The organism is Pseudorhodoplanes sp., assembly GCF_050250235.1.
Classification (GTDB): domain Bacteria; phylum Pseudomonadota; class Alphaproteobacteria; order Rhizobiales; family Xanthobacteraceae; genus Pseudorhodoplanes.
Genome location: NZ_JBFWPA010000077.1, coordinates 1 through 17,289, shown reverse-complemented (window position 1 = coordinate 17,289; position 17,289 = coordinate 1). Strand labels below are relative to the sequence as shown.

At 64.7% G+C, this 17,289-nt stretch carries 18 protein-coding genes; 14 read left to right on the top strand and 4 right to left on the bottom strand.

What is annotated here, in order from left to right:
- Nucleotide 1: 1 nt before the first annotated feature.
- Both AB7F49_RS25880 and AB7F49_RS25875 read left to right on the top strand, forming a co-directional pair.
- Nucleotides 2-793, top strand: coding sequence for a DNA-binding domain-containing protein (locus AB7F49_RS25880; RefSeq protein WP_428527749.1), 792 nt, complete (start codon nucleotides 2-4; stop codon nucleotides 791-793).
- A 17-nt stretch (nucleotides 794-810) separates the two neighbouring features.
- On the top strand, nucleotides 811-1,260 hold the full coding sequence (locus AB7F49_RS25875) for a DoxX family protein (protein WP_428527778.1): 450 nt from the start codon (nucleotides 811-813) through the stop codon (nucleotides 1,258-1,260).
- Between the two features lie 108 nt (nucleotides 1,261-1,368).
- On the opposite strand, the gene AB7F49_RS25870 is transcribed toward AB7F49_RS25875, so the two are convergent.
- Together AB7F49_RS25870 and AB7F49_RS25865 are read right to left on the bottom strand one after the other, a co-directional pair.
- Complete coding sequence (locus tag AB7F49_RS25870; RefSeq protein ID WP_428527747.1) at nucleotides 1,369-2,094, bottom strand: CBS domain-containing protein; 726 nt, start codon at nucleotides 2,092-2,094, stop codon at nucleotides 1,369-1,371.
- 94 nt (nucleotides 2,095-2,188) lie between these two features.
- Entirely contained in the window at nucleotides 2,189-2,674 is a 486-nt protein-coding gene (locus AB7F49_RS25865) for a MarR family winged helix-turn-helix transcriptional regulator (protein WP_428527745.1), read from the bottom strand.
- A gap of 171 nt (nucleotides 2,675-2,845) precedes the next feature.
- Here AB7F49_RS25865 and AB7F49_RS25860 point away from each other — a divergent pair, with 171 nt between their 5' ends.
- The 9 genes from AB7F49_RS25860 (at nucleotide 2,846) to AB7F49_RS25820 (ending at nucleotide 11,584) form a co-directional block, all read left to right on the top strand.
- Entirely contained in the window at nucleotides 2,846-3,370 is a 525-nt protein-coding gene (locus AB7F49_RS25860; protein WP_428527743.1) for a flavin reductase family protein, read from the top strand.
- A gap of 54 nt (nucleotides 3,371-3,424) precedes the next feature.
- Nucleotides 3,425-4,504, top strand: a complete 1,080-nt coding sequence (locus AB7F49_RS25855) for an LLM class flavin-dependent oxidoreductase (RefSeq protein ID WP_428527741.1) — start codon at nucleotides 3,425-3,427, stop codon at nucleotides 4,502-4,504.
- A gap of 148 nt (nucleotides 4,505-4,652) precedes the next feature.
- The gene (locus AB7F49_RS25850; protein WP_428527739.1) at nucleotides 4,653-5,912 is read left to right on the top strand and encodes an amino acid ABC transporter substrate-binding protein; all 1,260 of its coding nucleotides are present in this window, start codon (nucleotides 4,653-4,655) and stop codon (nucleotides 5,910-5,912) included.
- 100 nt (nucleotides 5,913-6,012) lie between these two features.
- The gene (locus AB7F49_RS25845; RefSeq protein ID WP_428527738.1) at nucleotides 6,013-6,423 is read left to right on the top strand and encodes a YciI family protein; all 411 of its coding nucleotides are present in this window, start codon (nucleotides 6,013-6,015) and stop codon (nucleotides 6,421-6,423) included.
- A 7-nt stretch (nucleotides 6,424-6,430) separates the two neighbouring features.
- The gene (locus AB7F49_RS25840; protein ID WP_428527776.1) at nucleotides 6,431-7,354 is read left to right on the top strand and encodes an NAD(P)-dependent oxidoreductase; all 924 of its coding nucleotides are present in this window, start codon (nucleotides 6,431-6,433) and stop codon (nucleotides 7,352-7,354) included.
- 47 nt (nucleotides 7,355-7,401) lie between these two features.
- Nucleotides 7,402-8,358 carry a VOC family protein gene (locus tag AB7F49_RS25835; protein ID WP_428527736.1) on the top strand — a complete coding sequence of 319 codons (957 nt, stop codon included), beginning with the start codon at nucleotides 7,402-7,404 and terminating at the stop codon, nucleotides 8,356-8,358.
- Between the two features lie 18 nt (nucleotides 8,359-8,376).
- Nucleotides 8,377-9,282 (top strand): fumarylacetoacetate hydrolase family protein, encoded by a 906-nt coding sequence (locus AB7F49_RS25830; RefSeq protein ID WP_428527734.1) that lies wholly within the window; start codon nucleotides 8,377-8,379, stop codon nucleotides 9,280-9,282.
- 42 nt (nucleotides 9,283-9,324) lie between these two features.
- Complete coding sequence (locus AB7F49_RS25825) at nucleotides 9,325-10,335, top strand: ABC transporter substrate-binding protein (protein ID WP_428527732.1); 1,011 nt, start codon at nucleotides 9,325-9,327, stop codon at nucleotides 10,333-10,335.
- Between the two features lie 109 nt (nucleotides 10,336-10,444).
- Complete coding sequence (locus AB7F49_RS25820; protein WP_428527731.1) at nucleotides 10,445-11,584, top strand: hypothetical protein; 1,140 nt, start codon at nucleotides 10,445-10,447, stop codon at nucleotides 11,582-11,584.
- A 143-nt stretch (nucleotides 11,585-11,727) separates the two neighbouring features.
- Here AB7F49_RS25820 and AB7F49_RS25815 read toward each other — a convergent pair whose 3' ends face one another.
- Nucleotides 11,728-12,618, bottom strand: coding sequence for a Spy/CpxP family protein refolding chaperone (locus tag AB7F49_RS25815; RefSeq protein WP_428527729.1), 891 nt, complete (start codon nucleotides 12,616-12,618; stop codon nucleotides 11,728-11,730).
- Between the two features lie 179 nt (nucleotides 12,619-12,797).
- Here AB7F49_RS25815 and AB7F49_RS25810 point away from each other — a divergent pair, with 179 nt between their 5' ends.
- Nucleotides 12,798-13,511: a response regulator gene (locus AB7F49_RS25810; RefSeq protein ID WP_428527727.1), complete on the top strand. Its 714-nt coding sequence runs from the start codon at nucleotides 12,798-12,800 to the stop codon at nucleotides 13,509-13,511.
- On the top strand, nucleotides 13,508-14,968 hold the full coding sequence (locus AB7F49_RS25805) for an ATP-binding protein (protein WP_428527725.1): 1,461 nt from the start codon (nucleotides 13,508-13,510) through the stop codon (nucleotides 14,966-14,968). Before AB7F49_RS25810 ends, AB7F49_RS25805 begins: the two co-directional genes overlap by 4 nt.
- Before the next feature lies 1 nt (nucleotide 14,969).
- On the opposite strand, the gene AB7F49_RS25800 is transcribed toward AB7F49_RS25805, so the two are convergent.
- Complete coding sequence (locus AB7F49_RS25800) at nucleotides 14,970-15,947, bottom strand: Bug family tripartite tricarboxylate transporter substrate binding protein (RefSeq protein ID WP_428527723.1); 978 nt, start codon at nucleotides 15,945-15,947, stop codon at nucleotides 14,970-14,972.
- A gap of 257 nt (nucleotides 15,948-16,204) precedes the next feature.
- On the opposite strand from AB7F49_RS25800, the gene glsA reads away from it, so the two are divergent.
- Nucleotides 16,205-17,289 (top strand): glutaminase A (glsA, locus tag AB7F49_RS25795; RefSeq protein ID WP_428527721.1); only part of this gene is annotated, 1,085 nt, incomplete at its 3' end.

Here is a 17,289-nt window from a genome sequence, read left to right as displayed (position 1 = left end):
CATGCTCGCCGCCGCCCAGACCGAGTTCGCGCGCGCCCTGCTCGATTCCGAATGCGCGGTGCCGCAAGCGCTGACCGCGCATACCGCGCGGCATCCGGAAAAGCGTTTCGCGGTGTACCGCAACAACGTCGTCGCCGGCCTCGTCAACGCATTGCGCAGCAAATTCCCCGCCACCTCGCGCATTGTCGGCGATGAATTCTTTGCCGCCATGGCGCGCGTTTTCGTCACCGCGCATCCGCCCCGCTCGAAAATCCTGCACACCTATGGCGACGATTTCGGCGACTTCATCGCGGCCTTCGATCCCGCCGCGGAAATGCCCTATCTCGCCGATGTCGCGCGGCTCGAAGCCGCGCGCACCCGCGCCTATCATGCGGCGGATGCCGCATCGCTCGGGCCGGAGAATTTCTCACAGCTTGACCCGGACCGGCTCGGTGCATTGCGTTTCACGCTGCATCCCTCGCTTCAGATCGTTCGCTCGCGATATCCCGCGGTGACGATCTGGGCCATGAATGCCGGCGAGATGGATCTCGGCGCCGTCGATTTCGATATACGGGAGGATGCACTGGTGCTGCGACCGGACCTTGCGGTCACGGTTCGCACCGTGCCGCCCGGTGCCGCTGAATTCTTCGCGGCATTGTCCAGCGGAACGACACTCTCGGGGGCCGCAACGTCCTCGCTCTCCGATGAGCCGCGCTTCGACCTCACCGCCGGTCTCGCCTGCCTGATCGGGTCGGGCGCCGTCACCGCCTTTTCCGTTACCGACACGCCGCATCCGGAGGGAACCGCATCATGACCGACACGCCGCTCACCATGCGCTCGCAATCGGGCGTTGCCGGCCTCGTTCAACGCGCCAATGCGCTGATGGCCGCGATTCCGTATTGGCTGATCGCGCTGATCGCGCGCGTATCGATCGCCGCGGTGTTCTGGCGCTCCGGCCAGACCAAGGTCGAGGGCTGGCACGTCACCGATTCCACGCTGTATCTGTTCGCCAACGAATACAAGCTGCCGCTGATCGACCCGACACTGGCCGCTTACCTCGCGACCTTCGCGGAACATTTCTTTCCGGTTCTGCTGGTGGTCGGGCTCGCGACCCGCTTCTCCGCACTCGCGCTGCTGATCATGACACTGGTGATCGAAATCTTCGTCTATCCGGATGCCTGGCCGACGCACGGCACCTGGGCGGCCTGCTTCCTGATCCTGATGGCGCAGGGTCCGGGCAAGCTCTCGCTCGACCACCTGATCGCGCAGCGCTTTCGCTGACGCGAGAGTCCCCGGAAAAAAGAATGCCCCGCAGCAGCCACGGCGGGGCATTCTCCCGGCACGATCGGGACATGGCCTTGCGGCCGCAGGCCCCGATCATGTGCTGGATCAGTGCGGATTGCGGAGCCGCTCCTCGGATTCGATCGTCACGCCCGAAACCGGATCGATCCATACCATATCGTCATGCACCGCCTTCACGCCTGGCACGTTCTCCACCAGCACCTTGATCGCGGTGCGCTGGCGTTCATCGAGCACATAGCCCGACAGCGTCACCACGCCGCTTCGCACGATCGCATCGATGGTCGCGACCGGAGCCCATTTCTCGCTGTTGAGCTCGCGGAAGATCTTCTCGCGGATCGCCACATCGCCGCTGCACGCGGCCGGGGCCGCATGCAGGGCGCTGACCAGCGCCCGCAACAGATTGGCCCGGGTGACGATTCCCACCAGCTTCTTGCCGCGCAGCACCGGCACGCGCTTGATGTGATTGCGCTCCATCAGCGCGACCACGTCGTTGAGCTGGGTGTCCTCGTCCACGGTCTTGGCGTCGCGTGTCATGACCTCCGACACCCTGCGACCATGCGCCTTGACATAATCTCGCGCCATCGGTCCCGGGCCCATCAGGAATTCGAGCCAGCGCGGCGGCGTGAATTGCGTGCCGGTTTCGGCGCGGCGCAGGAAATCACCTTCGGTGACGACGCCGACCAGGTTTCCGGCCGGATCGACCACCGGAAGGCCGCTGATCTTCTTTTGCAGCATCAGGCGGATCGCAAGGCTGATCGGCGCCTCGGACTCGATCGAGACGACCGGCCTCGTCATCACATCGCGCACCTTCATGCCGCTCCCTCCGTCCATCCGGAAGGATCGCCTGCCGCAGCCCCGCACTCCTTGCGCTAGATCAAATATGCCCGGGCCGGAGCGTGGTCCCGACCTATCCACTCTTCGCAAGATTGCGAGGCTCTTGGGTTTCGTCCGCCACCCCGGCCATGTTGTCGTACATGCGCCGCAAGGTCTGGCGCGTGATCGCAAGCTCCGCCGGCGGCAGGCCGGCTATCGCATCGGCCTCCAGCTTGCGGGCCCGCGGGATCAGCCGGCTCACCAGCGCACGCCCCTTCGGGGTGAGCTCGACATTGACTTCACGGTTGTTGGTGTCGGAGCGGGTGCGGCTGACCAGCCCGAGACTGACCAGTCGGGTGACCAGCCGTGACATCGTGGACACTTCGATCGAGGTGCTCTCGGCGACATCGATCTGCCGCTGCGCGCCGCTGGTCGACAGCGCCGCCAGCACGCGCCACATCGCGATCGACAGCCCGCTCTGCGCAAGGTCACTCTCGTAGCGAGCGACAAAGGCCGCTCCGATCCGGTTGATCAGATACGGCAGGTAGTCGGACAGATCGAGATGCGGGCGATCGGACATTCGACGCTCCTGCCGGGTTGTTGTGCTCTTACGCAACGCCGCCGCGGCCTGTCAAAAGGTCAGCGATCCTGACCAAATCATGCATTTACAACTATTGCATATGCAATTATCATGTGCCCCAACAAGAACAGCAAGGGGCCGGAACAGCGAGGGCCCACACGGGAGCGCAGCATGAGCGAGATTCCCCACGATCTCGGCGGCAATTTCCGCAAGGCGATGCGCCGGCTGACCAGCGCCGTCAGCGTGATCTCCACAATGCATGACGGCGTGCGCCACGGCATCACCGTGACCTCGGTAACCTCCGTCTGCATGACGCCGCCGTCGCTTCTGTTCTGCGTCAACCGCGCGTCGCGACTGCATGACCCGGTGATCCGCGCCGGCCGCTTCTGCGTCAATATCCTGCATGCCCACCAGATCGATATTGCCGACGCGTTCAGCGGCCGCACCCATGGGCCGGACCGCTTCCTGTGCGGCGAATGGGCGAGCGACGACGACGAACTCCCCTACCTCATCCCGGCCCAGGCCAGCATCTTCTGCGAGACCGACGCGATATCCAGCTACGGCACGCATTCGATCGTGATCGGCAAGGTGAATCACGTTGCGGTGCGCGGACAGGTCGCGCCGCTGCTTTACCAGGACGGCCAGTATACCGTCGGGCTCGGAGACGGCGTCGACTGGGTGGTACCGGTCGGTTGAACGGCGCCGCGCGCGGCACAGCGCAAATCAAAAGAACATCAAGGGAGAAGCAGGATGGAATTCGGCTATTTCACGCTCTCGGACAATCACTACGAGGGCAACACCCGCGACGCCAACACATTCGTGAAGGATCTGACCGCCGAAGCGCTCTATGCCGACCAGCTCGGCATGCATTCGGCGTGGATCGGCGAGCATCACTTCAATTCGCTTGGCGTGAACTCCTCGCCCGAAATGGTGCTGGCCTATATCGCCGCGCAGACCAGGCACATCCGCCTCGCCCCGGCGGTGACCGTGCTGCCGCTGCATCATCCGATCCGGGCCGCCGAACACTGGGCGACGCTCGATGTGCTGTCCGGCGGGCGCGTGGATTTTGCGGCCGGGCGCGGCTACGACCGGCGCGAATACATTCCGTTCGGTGTGTCGTTCGAGGACAATCAGTCGATCTTCGATGAAGGCGTGGAAATCCTGCGCAAGCTCTGGGGATCGGGCGGCAAGCGCATCGACCACAAGGGCAAGCATTACCAGTTCGAGGATGTGCGGATCACGCCGCAGCCTCTGCAGAACCCGATGCCGATCTATGTCGCCTCGTTCTCCAAGCCCTCGATCGAACTGGCCGCCAGGCTCGATTGCGGACTGATCGTGGCACCCTTCGCCGCGGCGATGAGCTTCGGGGGGCTGAAGCAGGTGGCCGATCTTTACAAGGAGAGCTGCGCCAAATACGGCACCAAGCCGGGTCGGCTGATGTGCAGCTACTTCACGCACTTTGCCGATGATGCGGCATCCGAGAGCGCGCAGCGCGCCCGCCAGATCCGCTACTACAGGGAATGCGTGATCCCTTCATTCCCCGGCGATCCCCGCACCGCCCCGCCGAGCTACCGCTATTTCATCGACATGGTGGAGCGGCTGCAGAAAGTGAAGCCCGAGGATCTGACCGAAAATTCGGTGCTGATCGGCAATTCGGCGCGCATCACCGAAATCCTGAAGAAGGTGGAAGCCGCCGGATTCGACGAGGTCATCCTCTACTTCAATGTCGGGATGAAGCCGCACAAGCAGGTCAAGGAGGAAATGGATCGCTTCATGCGCGAGGTGGCGCCGCATTTCCAGGGCAAGCACCTCGAACGCCGCGCCGCCTGAGCGGACCGCGGCTTGCCACATCACGCGAGCCGCGGCTTAATGTAGCAAAGCAAACGCGGCAGACGACTCGAATATTCCGCCGATGGACGTCGGCCAGCCGATCTGCAAGAAAGCGGATCGAGAACAAATAAACTGAGGGAGTGAAACCATGAACATTGCTACAAGGCTCGCTGCGTTTGCAGCGGCGGCCATCATGGCCGCCGTTGCGCCGGCGTCGTCACAGACACCGGCGCCGATCAAGGTCGGGTTCAGCATGACGCTGACCGGCAACACCGCGCCGGCCGGGCAACAGGTTCTGCTCGCGCTGCAAATCTGGCGCGACGACGTCAATGCCAAAGGCGGGCTGCTCGGACGCCCGGTCGAACTGGTCTATTATGACGATCAGGGCTCCCCGGCGAATGCGCCGGGAATCTATTCCAAGCTGGTCGACATCGACAAGGTCGACCTGTTGCTTGGACCCTACGGAACCAACGTGATCGCAGCCGCCTTGCCGGGTCTCGCCCCGCGCAATCTCACCACGATCGGAATTCTCGGCGTCGCCTCCAACCACGAGATCAATTACAAGAATTACTTCTCGATGATCCCGTATGGCGAGAACGCCATTCACGAATTCACCCGCGGTTTCTTCGAGATCGCGGCGGCCCAGAACCCGAAGCCGAAGACCATCGCCATCCTCGGCGCCGACGCCGAATTCGGCAAGAACGCCACCGACGGCGCACGCGCCAACGCCAAGGCGGCGGGTCTGCAGATCGTCTATGACCGGCTTTACCCGCCGACCATCACCGACCTCACTCCGGTGGTGCGGGCGGTCAAGGCCGCCAATCCCGACATCGTCTTCGTCAGTTCCTATCCGCCCGACACCGTCGGCTTCATTCGTGCCGCCGCGGAAGCCGAGCTCACGCCCAAACTCATGGGCGGCACGATGATCGGCCTGCTCGCCACGCCCCTGCGCGTGCAGCTTGGTCCGCTGATGAACGGCTATGTCAACGCCGCCGATGTGTTCGTGCCGAGCTTCGTGCAGTCGATCCCCGACGCCGCAGAGGCATTCGCGAAATACCGTGAACGGGCCAAGGGGCAGAAGATCGATCCGTTCGGCTACACATTCCTGCCCTACGGCTATTCCGCCGGCCAGGTACTGGCGCAGGCGGTCGAGGGCACGAAGAGCCTGGACCATCAGAAGATCGCCGACTACATCCGCAGCAATACCTTCAAGACCATCGCCGGCGATATCGCCTTCGGCAAGAATGGCGAATGGGCCAAACCGCGGCCGCTGCTGACGCAATGGCAGAATGTCACCGGCAACGACATCGGCCAGGCCGCCGATCCAAAGAACTGGGTTGTGATCTGGCCGCCGGAATATGCGACCGGCAAGCTCATCTACCCCTATGAAGCTGCGAAGAAAAAGTAGGCACCACCCGCTGCGCAATCGCAGGGGCCGGACGGCGCGCGACGCCGTCCGGCTGCTGTGCGTTGCAAACCGCGCTGAACGGCCCGCACCCATCACGGCCGTGACGCATGCCACGCCCGCCGCATCGGGAGCGCCGACGCTTCAACAGCAGGTTGCGAAGCTCACCAGCCGGATGCTCCGCAAGAAGCTCTTCATGGTCACCTATGTCAGCAAGGTGCCGGCAAACCAGCTCGCCGCCCTGTTGCCGGATCACTTCGAATACATGACCACACTCGCGCGCCAGGGCGTGCTCTTCGCCGCCGGTCCGATCATGCACGAGAACGGCGCTCCGACCGGCAACGGCATGGCGCTGTTCAACACCGCCTCCGCGGCAGAGGCACGCAGCCTCGCCGAGAAGGATCCCTTCTATCTGCACGGCCTGCGCGATTTCGACGTCAAGGAGTGGATCTTCATGGAAGGCTCCATGACCGTCACATTGAACTTCGCCGAATGCACGCTCGGCATGAGCTGAGCCCACAATAACCAACGAACAGCGCCTGGGAGAAACAAGCATGCAAACCATCGGCTTCATCGGCGTCGGCAATATCGGCACCGAAATCAGCAAGCATCTGATCGGCGGCGGCCATCGGGTGCTGGGCTATCGGCGCAGTTCCATGACGGAGTTCGAGAAGATCGGCGGCGTGGCGGCGCGCTCGCCGGCACAGATCGCGGAAGAATGCGACATCATCTTCTCATGCCTTCCCGGCGGCGATTCCCTCGACCAGGTCGTCACCGGACCCGACGGCCTTTTGAAATCGGCCCGCAAGGGACAGATCGTGGCCGAGCTTGGTTCGCATCCACTGCCAGCCAAGGAACGACAGGTCGCCCGCTTTGCGGAAAAGGGCGCCATCTTCCTCGACGGCGAGGTCAGCGGCACGCCCGGCATGGTGATGGCCAAGAAGGCGCCGATCTATCTCGCGGGCGATGCCGATGCCTGCAGGGCGATCGAGCCGGTGGTGAAGAACTTTGCCGACATCTGCATGTATTTCGGTCCGTTCGGCGCGGCCAGCAAGATCAAGTTCGTCAACAATCTGCTGGTCACCATCAACACCGCGGCGATCGGCGAAGCGGTGTCGCTGGCATTGAAGGCGGGCGTCGATCCCGACATGATGATCAAGGCGATCTCCGCCGGGAGCGGCGGCTCGGTGCTGTTTCCGATCCGCGCGCCGCGCATGGTGCAGAAAAACTTCCTGCCGCCGCAGGGCACCTTCGAAATGCTGTCGCATTATTTCGACTACATCGACGACATGGCGGACAGTTCGGGTGCGGCAACACCGCTGTTCGATCTGGCGTCCGGTCTCTACGAGCGCGGCATCAAGCGGGGATTGCAGGATCATGACGTCGCCGCCGTCATCGAGGTCATCGATGATCTCTCGAAGGAAAAGAGCGCCGCCTCGCAGTGAGGACTGGCGATCGTATCGCGACGACAAAATCAGGACGAGGAATGACAATGGATAATTTCCAGACCGCGGATTCGCCTGCGCAATATTCGGGTCCGTTCAACACCGCACGGCCGCTCGGCATCGACCGGGCGAACTACATCGCGCTGCAGGCCGACGACCCGGCCGCGGCGGCGCGCTTCGCGCAGGACCACATGGGTTTCTACCTGGTGCATGTCGACAAGGAGGGGCGGCATTATCTCAGCGCGCATGGGCTCGATCCCTACTCGCTGGTCTATACCCGCGGCCAGCAGGGTCGCGTCGACCACATCTCCTACGTGGTGCACGACATCGATGATCTGCTCGCCGCTGCCGAATTGCTCGAACAGTCCCACATCGCACCCGACCGGCTCGACCAGTCACCGCTGTGGCGGCACGGTCCGGCGTTGCGCTTTCGTAACCCCAGCGGCCAGACCATCGAACTGACAACCGGTGTCAACACCCCGGTCCCGATGGGCGCGACCGTCTCGGCACCGCAATCGGCACCGGCCCCGATCTGTTTCGATCATGTGGTGGTGCGCGCGACCGACGTCCGCGGCGGCTATGAATTCGCTTCCAGGGTGATGGGCCTGAAGGAATCCGCGCGCATCGTGGCGCCGGACGGCATCCCGGTGCTCGGCTTCTTCCGCTCGCACACCCTGTTTCACTGCTATGCGGTGGCGCGCTCGCAATATGACGGGCTGCATCACGTTCAGTTCACCCTGAAAAATCCGCAATCCATCCATGCCGCCTACGAACGCATGAAACAGGGCCGGCAGGTGAAACTTCTGTGGGGTCCCGTGCGCCACGGCCCGGGCCACAACATCGCCTATTACTTCAACGACTATACCGGATCGATCATCGAATATTCTGCCGAAGAAGAGGTCATCCTCAACGACGCGACCTATGTTCCGCGCGCCTGGCCGGTCACCGATCCGTATTCCGCCGACGAGTGGAACCGCTCGCCGATCCCGGAAGTGATGATGTAGCGCGATCGGACCTCCCGCATGACGAAATTCACGCTTGCCACCTTGCGGCTCGGCGCGGTGCCGATTCCGGCGATCGGCGTCGGAAGCGATTACTGGCCCCTCGCCGCCGCTGCCCAGGCAGGCATTGCCGGACTTGATACCGACATCAAGGGTGTCTTCGTCAACTGGGCCGTCGCCTTTCCTGTTCTGCGGGATTTCGCGACGGCCGCCGCCAACGGACGGCTGCCGAGTTCCTTCGCGATCCCGGCGGCAAAGGCCGATCTCGCCCTGCCGATCCAGTTTCCGAACAAGCTGATTGCGGTCGGCGCCAACTACGAGGATCACCTGCGCGAGATGAACGCCGTGATCCCCAAGGGCGAGCGGCCGGTGATGTTCATCAAGCCGCCGACTACCGCGATGACCGGGCCCGGCAAGGTTCACATTCCGGACGGCTGCGCGCAGTTCGACTGGGAGGTCGAACTCGCGGTGATTGTCGGAACCCGGATGCGCAAGGTCGCACGCGCGGATGCCATGGCCGGAATCGCCGGCTACTCGGTTTCCGTCGACTACACGGCGCGCGACTATTTCTTTCCCAAGGACTATTTCTTCAAGGCGGACTTCCTGCTGGGCAAGGGCCAGGACGGAACCACCCCGCTCGGTCCGGTGATTACGCCCGCAGCCTTTATCCGCGATCCGCACGACTTGCGGATCACGCTGTCGGTCAACGGCGTGACCAAGCAGGACGCATCGACTGCCGGCATGATCTACCGGATCGACGAGCAGATCGCCGCCATCAGCCAGTTCGTGACGCTCGAACCCGGCGACGTGATCCTGACCGGCTCGCCCGCCGGTGTCGGCCTGCCGCGCGGCGAGTTTCTGCATCCGGGCGACAGGGTGGTCGCGACCGCCGAAGGCGTCGGCGAACTTCATATGGAGATCGCCTAGCAACTTTCGTTTGTTCAACGACAACACTCAAGGGTGGAGACGATGACGAAGCTTGGTTTGACGAAGCTCTTCGCAGCTTTGGTCATGACATTCGGCACGATGTCTGCGGGGGCAATGACTGCGTCCGCGCAAGGGGCGAAGACACTGGAGGTCATTGTCTTCCCCGGCGGCTTCAACTGGACGATCTTCGTCGGCCAGGACAAGGGCTTCTTCGAAAAGAACGGCGTTACGGTGAAAGTGACGCCGACGCCCAATTCGCAATTCCAGCTCAAGGGGCTGATCGAAGGCAAGTTCGATATCGCGATGACCGCGATGGACAACGTCATCGCCTATAGCGAGGGCCAGGGCGCTGCCAAGACCGAGGTCGAGCCGGACATCTTCGCGTTCATGGGTGTCGACGCGGGCTTTCTGCGGCTCGTCGCCGTGCCCGAGGTCAAGACCATCGCCGACCTCAAGGGCAAGCAGGTATCGGTCGATGCGCTGACCACCGGCTATGCGTTCGTGCTGCGCAAGCTGCTCGAAAATGGCGGCCTGAGGCACGAAGATATCCAGTTCGTCAGCGCCGGCGGCGGCCGCGAACGCTTCACCGCGCTGCTGGAGAAGAAGCACGCAGCGACGCTGCTGATCTCGCCGTTCGACGTGGTGGCGGAGGCCAAGGGCTTCAACCGGCTCGCCAATGCCGATGAGGCGCTGGGGCATTATCAGGGCGTAGTCGGCGCGGCGCGCCGGTCCTGGGCGAAGCAGCACGAGAAGGAACTGGTCGGCTACATCACCGGTTACCTGAGCGCGCTGCAGTGGCTGTTCGATCCCGCCAACAAGTCGGAAGCGATCGCCATCCTGCGCAAGCATGTGCCGGACATGTCGGAAGAAGCCGCCACGCGCTCCTACGACATTTTGGTGCATCCCACGAAGGGCTTCTCGCGGGACGCCTCGCTCGACGTGAAAGGCGTGCAGACGGTATTGCAGCTTCGCAGCGGCTATACCGGCAAGACGCTGACCGATCCGTCCAGATATTACGACCTCGGCTATTACAACAAGGCCAGGAAGAACTGAGGTCTTCCTTGTCGCTCCCCCGCTTGCGGGGGAGCGGATGGTTCAGCCATGCGCGCGGGCGTGAAGCGGTCTTGCAAACCGCCAGCCGCCGGTCCATCCAGTCACGGTCATGACCGCGCCGCGATCCATCGACCTCTCCGCCTTCGGCGTCAGCGCCCAACGCGGCTTCGTGCCGGAGCACGATCCGCTGAACGCCTTGCCGGAGCCCTTCGGTCCGCTGGACCAACTGGCGCCGATTATACCGGCGCTCGTCATGAACCGGGAGGTGCGGCGCTTCCTCGCCGCTCTCCCCGAACTCGATACCGCGGCGCTGACGACCGACGCCGAGGCCGAGCGCGCGATGATCATCCTGTCGGCGCTGACCATGGCCCATGTCTGGGGCGGTCCGGAACCGGATTTCACCCTGCCCCGCAACATCGCAGTGCCGCTGATGACGCTGTCGCGGCGGCTTGGACGACCGCCAATCGTGATGCACGCGACACTCGTCCTGAACAACTGGCGCCGGCTCGATTTGTCCCGGCCGCCGGCACTGGACAATCTCGATACCCAGTTCACCTTCACCGGCTCGTTCGACGAGAAATGGTTCTATCTCGCCACGCTGGGCGTCGAGCTCGCGGGAGCACCCGCCATCGCGGCGCTGACCGCCGCGGTGAATGCTTCGCAGGATGCGGACGATTCAGCGCTCGGCGACGAACTCGCACATGTGGAAACCGGCATCCGGCTCATGACCGCGGCACTGATGCCCATGACCCAAAGCTGCGATCCGTACATCTTCTATCACCGCATCCGGCCGTTCCTTGCCGGGTGGCCGGCGCCCGGCCTCACCTATGCCGGCACCGGCACGCCGCCGCAGGTCCTCGCGGGCGGCAGCGCGGCGCAAAGCGCGCTCCTGCAATCGATCGACGCCGGCCTCGGCATCCGGCACGAACACGCCCATACCCGCGACTTCCTCGACGCCATGCTGCAATACATGCCGCCGCTCCACCGCGCGTTCGTCGCGGCGCTGAGAGAGAGAAGCAGCATCCGCACCCGTGCTGGCAGCGGGGCTCCGGTCTTGCGCGATGCGTACAATGCTTGCATCGCGGCCGCCGACGAATTTCGCCGCAAGCATATCGGCCTGACGTCGCAATACATCGTCAAGCAGGCGAACATCCATGTCGGCCCCGGCACGACCGGCACCGGCGGCACCGACTTCGTCGAATTCCTGCGCGAGTCGCGGGTCGAAACCGCGAAGTCGCAACTGAAATAGCGGGCCTCGTTTATCTGCGCCGCGATCCTGTCGGCTGGGGCGCTCACGGCATCCGGCGAAGATTGCGCGCGGCTACGACGCAAGGCCGGCGGTTCGCACCGCCGGCCCTGGCCCATCACACACGCAGTGCGAGCAGCCGGCTATCAGCGATTGCCACCGCCGCCCCATCCCATGCCGGCGCCGCGCATCCACGGGCCGAAGGCATAGCCGGGCAGCACCTCCTTCGCGATTGCCACCTGCTTCTCGTCGAGCGACTTGACCAGTTCGTCAACGGCGGCATTCACGCTGTCCTGTTCCTTGCGGCGCTGCTCGATCATGCTGTCGCGGAACCTGCGATGCTCGTCCGGCGACATTTTCATGATCGCAGCGCGGTCGATATTTTCGCGGCGCGTCCTGCGGGCGTCGGCTACGTCTTTTAGCGTGGCCGCATATCTGGTCCACACCTGCTCCTGCGCAGCGGTCACGCCGATCTCTTTCTTGGCGCTGTCGAGCCGGGCGGGATCGAATGCCCCGAACCGGCGCGGCCCGCCGCGACCGTCATGACGGCCATGATAGCGGCCGTGATAGTTGCCATGATAGCAGCCGTGCCGGCCATAGCCGCGATCGGAATCACGCCGATGGTAGCCGCGATCCGTGTCCTCGCGACCGCGGCCATAGCCATCGTGCCGGCCATAACCGCGCCCGTGGTGTTCGAAGCCGTGCCCTCCGCGACCCCATCCACGGCCTCGGGGGCCGCAATCGTTGTCGCGGCGGCCTTCCCGCGAGCCATAGCCGCGCCGGTCGTCGTCGCGCCAGCGCGAGTCGCGGTCGTCATCGTGATCGTCGCGCCAGCGAGAGCCGCGATTGTCATCGCCACGGCGATCGTCGTCGCGCCAGCGTGGACCGCTCGGGCCGTAATCGCCGCCGCGCTCGTCGCGCATCTGGCCAGGACCGCCGCGCCAGTCGCCATCCTGGGCTGAAGCCGCTGCCGTCATGCCGCCGAGGCCTGCGAGTCCCGTCACCAGAATGGCGGGGATCACCCATCTGCGTTTCATCGTTTGTCTCCCGGATTGCCGCAACCGAAGCGTTGCATGCCCGGACCATGGATGGCCGGTTTGACCGAAGTTTTTCAGACACGGCCAAGTGTGTGACAAAGTGTGTCGGCAACTCCAGCCGACAAATCCGGTTGCAATATTTCCGAAAATTAACCCGCGGTCTTTCCTATAGTGCCGGCATGTCCGGTGCGCCGCATATCCTCATCGTCGACGACCATCGCGAGATCCGCGAACTGGTCGGCCGTGCGCTCGTCAAGGAGGGTTTTCGCGTGAGCGCGGCCGCGGACGGGCGCGCGATGCACAGGATGCTGGCGGACGGACGCATCGACCTCATCCTGCTCGATCTGATGCTGCCGGGCGAGGACGGGTTGTCGCTGTGCCGCTCGCTCAGGGCAAAGTCCGACATTCCGATCATCATGCTCACCGCCAAGGGCGACGAGATCGACCGGGTCATCGGTCTGGAGATGGGCGCCGACGATTACCTGCCGAAGCCGTTCGGCAGCCGCGAATTGATTGCGCGCATTCGCGCGGTCTTGCGCCGCAATCGCCAGAGCGAGCCGCCGCCGCACAGGCCCGCGCAATACCGCTTCGACCGCTGGCGGCTCGACACCGCGTCCCGCGAGCTGGTGCGCAGCGACGGCGTTACCGTGGCGCTCTCCACCGGCGAATACGATCTGCTGATCGCATTCGTCGAGCGCCCGCAACGGGTGCTGAGCCGGGAGCAACTGCTCGATCTGGCGCGGGGCCGGGCTGCCGCCAATTTCGACCGCGCCATCGACACCCAGGTGAGCCGTCTGCGCAAGAAGATCGAGCACGAGCCGGCCGACCCGAAAATCATCAAGACCGTCTGGGGCGGCGGCTATACCTTCACGGCGGCCGTGACCGCGGAATGAAACGGTTCCTGCCAAACAGCCTGTTCGGCCAGACCCTGCTCCTGCTGCTGGCGGGGCTGATCGTGTCGCACGCGATCGGCTCCTTCATCTATTCGCTGGATCGCGAAAGCGCGGTGCGTGCGGTCGGAGGCCTGGCGACGGCGCAGCGCATCGCCAATGTGTCGCAACTGGTCGCGGAGATGCCGGCCGACTGGCGCGAGCGGCTGGTTGCCGGGCTTTCCGACCGCAGCCTGCAGGTCGTACTCACCGACCGCCCGCCGCTGACCACAAGCGACGCCGGTCCCGTCGCCGATGTGATCCGCGATTATCTGGTTCGCCAGCTGCAACTGCCTGCCGAACGCGAACCGCTGGTGTCGGTCGACGAGGCCGAGGGGCCGCCGCCTGGCCGACGCTATGGGCGTCCGCCGCATCATGCCGAGTTCGGCATGGGGCGCGGGCGCATGATGCGCGAACATGATGACGATGACAGGCGTGGGCGCGGCCGCGACCGCGAGCGGCGTCCGCTGATGCGCGCGCTCGGACTGGAGGTCGCCGTCCCGCTCAACGACGGGCAATGGCTGTTCTTCGCCGCCAACCTGCCGTCCGGCAATCCAGGCTTTTCGTATCAATATCTGGTCTCGATGCTGGTGATGGCGGTGTTCATAATCGTCATCTCGATCTGGGCGGTACGCCGCATGACCGCGCCGCTTGCTACCGTTGCGCATGCCTCGGACCGGCTCGGGCGCGACGTGAATGCGCCGCCTTTGCCCGAGTCCGGCACCGTCGAGATGCGGCAGGCCGCGCAGGCCTTCAACGCCATGCAGACGAAACTGCGCGCCCTGATCGAGAACCGCACCCGCATGCTCGCGGCGCTCTCGCACGACCTGCGCACGCCGCTGACGCTGCTGCGGCTGCGCGCGGAGAATGTCGAGAACACGGAGGAGCGCGACAAGATGCTGTCCACCATCGCGGAGATGGACACGATGATCGGCGCGACCCTGCAATATGCCCGCGAGCAGGCCGCCGATGAGCCGCTCCGGACCACCGATGTGACCGCCCTGGTCCAGAGCGTGGTCGATGACATGGCGGATGCCGGTATCGACGTCGCAATCACGACGCCGGCAATTCCGGTCTCGATCCGGTGCCAGCCGGCGGCGTTGAAGCGCGCGCTCACGAACCTGATCGAGAACGCGGTCAAATATGGTCGCCGCGCGCGCGTTTCGCTGACCACCGCGCCGCAATCCATCGAGATCGCGATCGAAGATGACGGCCCCGGCATTCCGGAAGAAGAGTTGAGCCGCGTGTTCGAACCGTTCTACCGGGTCGAGGAATCGCGCAGCCGCGATACCGGCGGTGTGGGCCTGGGGCTTGCGATCGCCCGGACCGTGGTCGAGGCGCAGGGCGGCACAATCACATTGAGCAACCGGCAGCCGCATGGAATCCGCGCGCAGGTCATGCTGCCGCGCGGGGCACCATAGGTCAGTTCACCTCGATCTTCGCCGCAGTCACGGCGCGCTTCATGCGCTGCAATTCTTGCGCGATCAGCGCGCCGAATGCTTCCGGCGTGCCCGGTTGCGGCTGCGCCTGCTGCTTTGCCAGCGTCCCCTGCACCTGCGGCATTGCCAGCGCGGCGCCGAGCGCGGCGTTGAGGCGCTCGACAACCGGCTTCGGCGTCCCGGCCGGCGCGATCAGGCCGAAAAACGCCATCCAGTCGAGATCGGTGAGGCCGAGTTCGGCAAATGTCGGCACGTCCGGCAGCACGGCAAGCCGCCGCGGCGACGAAACCGCGAGCGCTCGCAGCTTGCCGTCCTGGATCAGCGGCAGCGAGGTCGGCAGGTTGTCGAACATGATCTGGATCTGTCCGCCGACCGCATCATTCAGGGCGGGTCCCACCCCGCGATACGGGACATGAATGATGTCGGTACCGGTCGCGAGCTTGAACTGCTCGCCCATCAGATGGCTGACCGAACCGTTGCCGGCCGAGCCATAGGTCAGCGTGCCGGGATCGGCTTTCGCGAGCGCCACCAGATCTGCCACCGTCCTGGCGGCAAGCTTCGGGTTGACGGTGATGACATTCGGCACCTGCGCGATCAGTCCGACCGGCTCAAGGCCGGTGACGACATCATAAGGCAAGGACTTGTAGGCCGCCGGATTGATCGCCAGCGTGGATGCGGTGCCCATCCCGATGGTGTATCCATCCGGCGCCGCCTTTGCGACCGCGCCGGTACCGATCGAGCCGCCGGCGCCGCCGCGGTTGTCGATCACCAGAGACCGTCCGAGCGGACCGCGCATCGCGTCCGCCACCACGCGTGCGATCACGTCGGTCGACCCGCCAGCGGCAAACGGCACAATCAGAGTCACCGGTCGCGACGGATAGGCGTCTTGCGCCGATGCACCGCCGGAGACGAGGGCAAGGGCAGAAGCGAGGGCAAACACAAGCCAATAGCGCATTCTCATCGCACCCGCCGTCGGTCCGGCAATGCGCCGCCGTGGCATCCGGAGAATTGCTGGCGCGCTACGGCTCAGGACATTTGTCATTCACGGACACTCCCGCAGGGGCGCCGCGCGGGTCAAGCCCGGCCACGCGGGCGCGCCTCGGCGCAAATGCCTTTCCTCGCCGCCGCCGGCATGACTAGAATGCGACGGCAGGCATCCCGCTTGCATGTGCCTGCCGTCGACCTCCGCTCAGGTACCCCGCCCCAAGCACCCCGCCCATGAATGTCGCCGTCCCGATCGACACCGTCCATGCCGATCCGCAGGCTTCCGCAAAGCCGCCGCTCCTCGCCTTCCTCGAACAGGCGCACGCGCGCTTTCGCGACGATTCTTCCGGCGCGGTCGCCAATTACATCCCGGAGCTGAGCAAGGCGGACCCGGCCAAATTCGGCGTCGCGATTGCGACCATCGACGGCCATGTCTACGAGGTCGGCGATTCTGCCTTCCCTTTCACCATCCAGTCGGTCTCCAAGGCCTTCGTGTTCGGGCTTGCGCTCGATCTCCTGGGCGCGGACCGCGTTGAATCCTTCGTGGGCGTCGAGCCGAGCGGCGAGGCCTTCAACTCGATCCGGCTGAATGCCCAGAACCAGCCCTTCAACCCGATGGTGAATGCCGGCGCCATCGCCTGTTCCGGCCTCGTCTACCAGGCCAAGGGCGATGGCGCCTTCGAGTTCATCCGCATGATGCATGGCCGCTTCGCCGGGCGCGATCTGGACGTCGACGAAGCCGTGTACCAGTCCGAGACCGCGACCGGCGACCGTAACCGCGCGATCGGCTGGATGCTGCGCAATTACGGCATCGTGAAAGACAATGTCGACGCCGTGCTTGACGTCTATTTCCGGCAATGCGCGATCCTGGTCACCGCGCGCGATCTTGCGGTGATGGCGGCGACGCTGGCGAATGGCGGGGTCAATCCGGTGACCGGCGAGCAGGTGCTCTCCCCGCTCGCGGTCGCGCGCACGCTGTCGGTCATGACCTCGTCGGGGATGTACGACTATGCCGGCGAATGGGTCTACCGGGTCGGCATGCCCGCGAAGAGCGGCGTCGGCGGCGGCATCATCGCCGCACTCCCCTCGCAGATCGGGCTTGGCACCTATTCTCCGCTTCTGGATGAGCACGGCAATTCGGCGCGGGGCCTGCGGCTGTGCGAGGCGCTGTCGGCGCATTTCGATCTGCATGTCCTCAACCGGGCGAACGACGTGCGCACCTGCATCGTCGCCGATTACGACGTCGGCCGCCTGCAGCGCCGCGGCCGCCAGCCGCACGAGCAGCGGCTGCTCGATGACCGCACCTCCGCGATCCGCGT

Excerpts from the sequence above, each read along its gene's own strand:
- AB7F49_RS25865 (WP_428527745.1), bottom strand. The coding sequence starts at position 2,674 with ATGTCCGATCGCCCGCATCTCGATCTGTCCGACTACCTGCCGTATCTG.
- AB7F49_RS25815 (WP_428527729.1), bottom strand. The coding sequence starts at position 12,618 with ATGAAACGCAGATGGGTGATCCCCGCCATTCTGGTGACGGGACTCGCA.
- AB7F49_RS25825 (WP_428527732.1), top strand. The coding sequence starts at position 9,325 with ATGACGAAGCTTGGTTTGACGAAGCTCTTCGCAGCTTTGGTCATGACA.
- AB7F49_RS25875 (WP_428527778.1), top strand. The coding sequence starts at position 811 with ATGCGCTCGCAATCGGGCGTTGCCGGCCTCGTTCAACGCGCCAATGCG.
- AB7F49_RS25870 (WP_428527747.1), bottom strand. The coding sequence starts at position 2,094 with ATGAAGGTGCGCGATGTGATGACGAGGCCGGTCGTCTCGATCGAGTCC.
- AB7F49_RS25800 (WP_428527723.1), bottom strand. The coding sequence starts at position 15,947 with ATGAGAATGCGCTATTGGCTTGTGTTTGCCCTCGCTTCTGCCCTTGCC.
- AB7F49_RS25810 (WP_428527727.1), top strand. The coding sequence starts at position 12,798 with ATGTCCGGTGCGCCGCATATCCTCATCGTCGACGACCATCGCGAGATC.
- AB7F49_RS25860 (WP_428527743.1), top strand. The coding sequence starts at position 2,846 with ATGAGCGAGATTCCCCACGATCTCGGCGGCAATTTCCGCAAGGCGATG.
- AB7F49_RS25880 (WP_428527749.1), top strand. The coding sequence starts at position 2 with ATGCTCGCCGCCGCCCAGACCGAGTTCGCGCGCGCCCTGCTCGATTCC.
- AB7F49_RS25855 (WP_428527741.1), top strand. The coding sequence starts at position 3,425 with ATGGAATTCGGCTATTTCACGCTCTCGGACAATCACTACGAGGGCAAC.
- AB7F49_RS25850 (WP_428527739.1), top strand. The coding sequence starts at position 4,653 with ATGAACATTGCTACAAGGCTCGCTGCGTTTGCAGCGGCGGCCATCATG.
- AB7F49_RS25835 (WP_428527736.1), top strand. The coding sequence starts at position 7,402 with ATGGATAATTTCCAGACCGCGGATTCGCCTGCGCAATATTCGGGTCCG.
- AB7F49_RS25820 (WP_428527731.1), top strand. The coding sequence starts at position 10,445 with ATGACCGCGCCGCGATCCATCGACCTCTCCGCCTTCGGCGTCAGCGCC.
- AB7F49_RS25830 (WP_428527734.1), top strand. The coding sequence starts at position 8,377 with ATGACGAAATTCACGCTTGCCACCTTGCGGCTCGGCGCGGTGCCGATT.
- AB7F49_RS25805 (WP_428527725.1), top strand. The coding sequence starts at position 13,508 with ATGAAACGGTTCCTGCCAAACAGCCTGTTCGGCCAGACCCTGCTCCTG.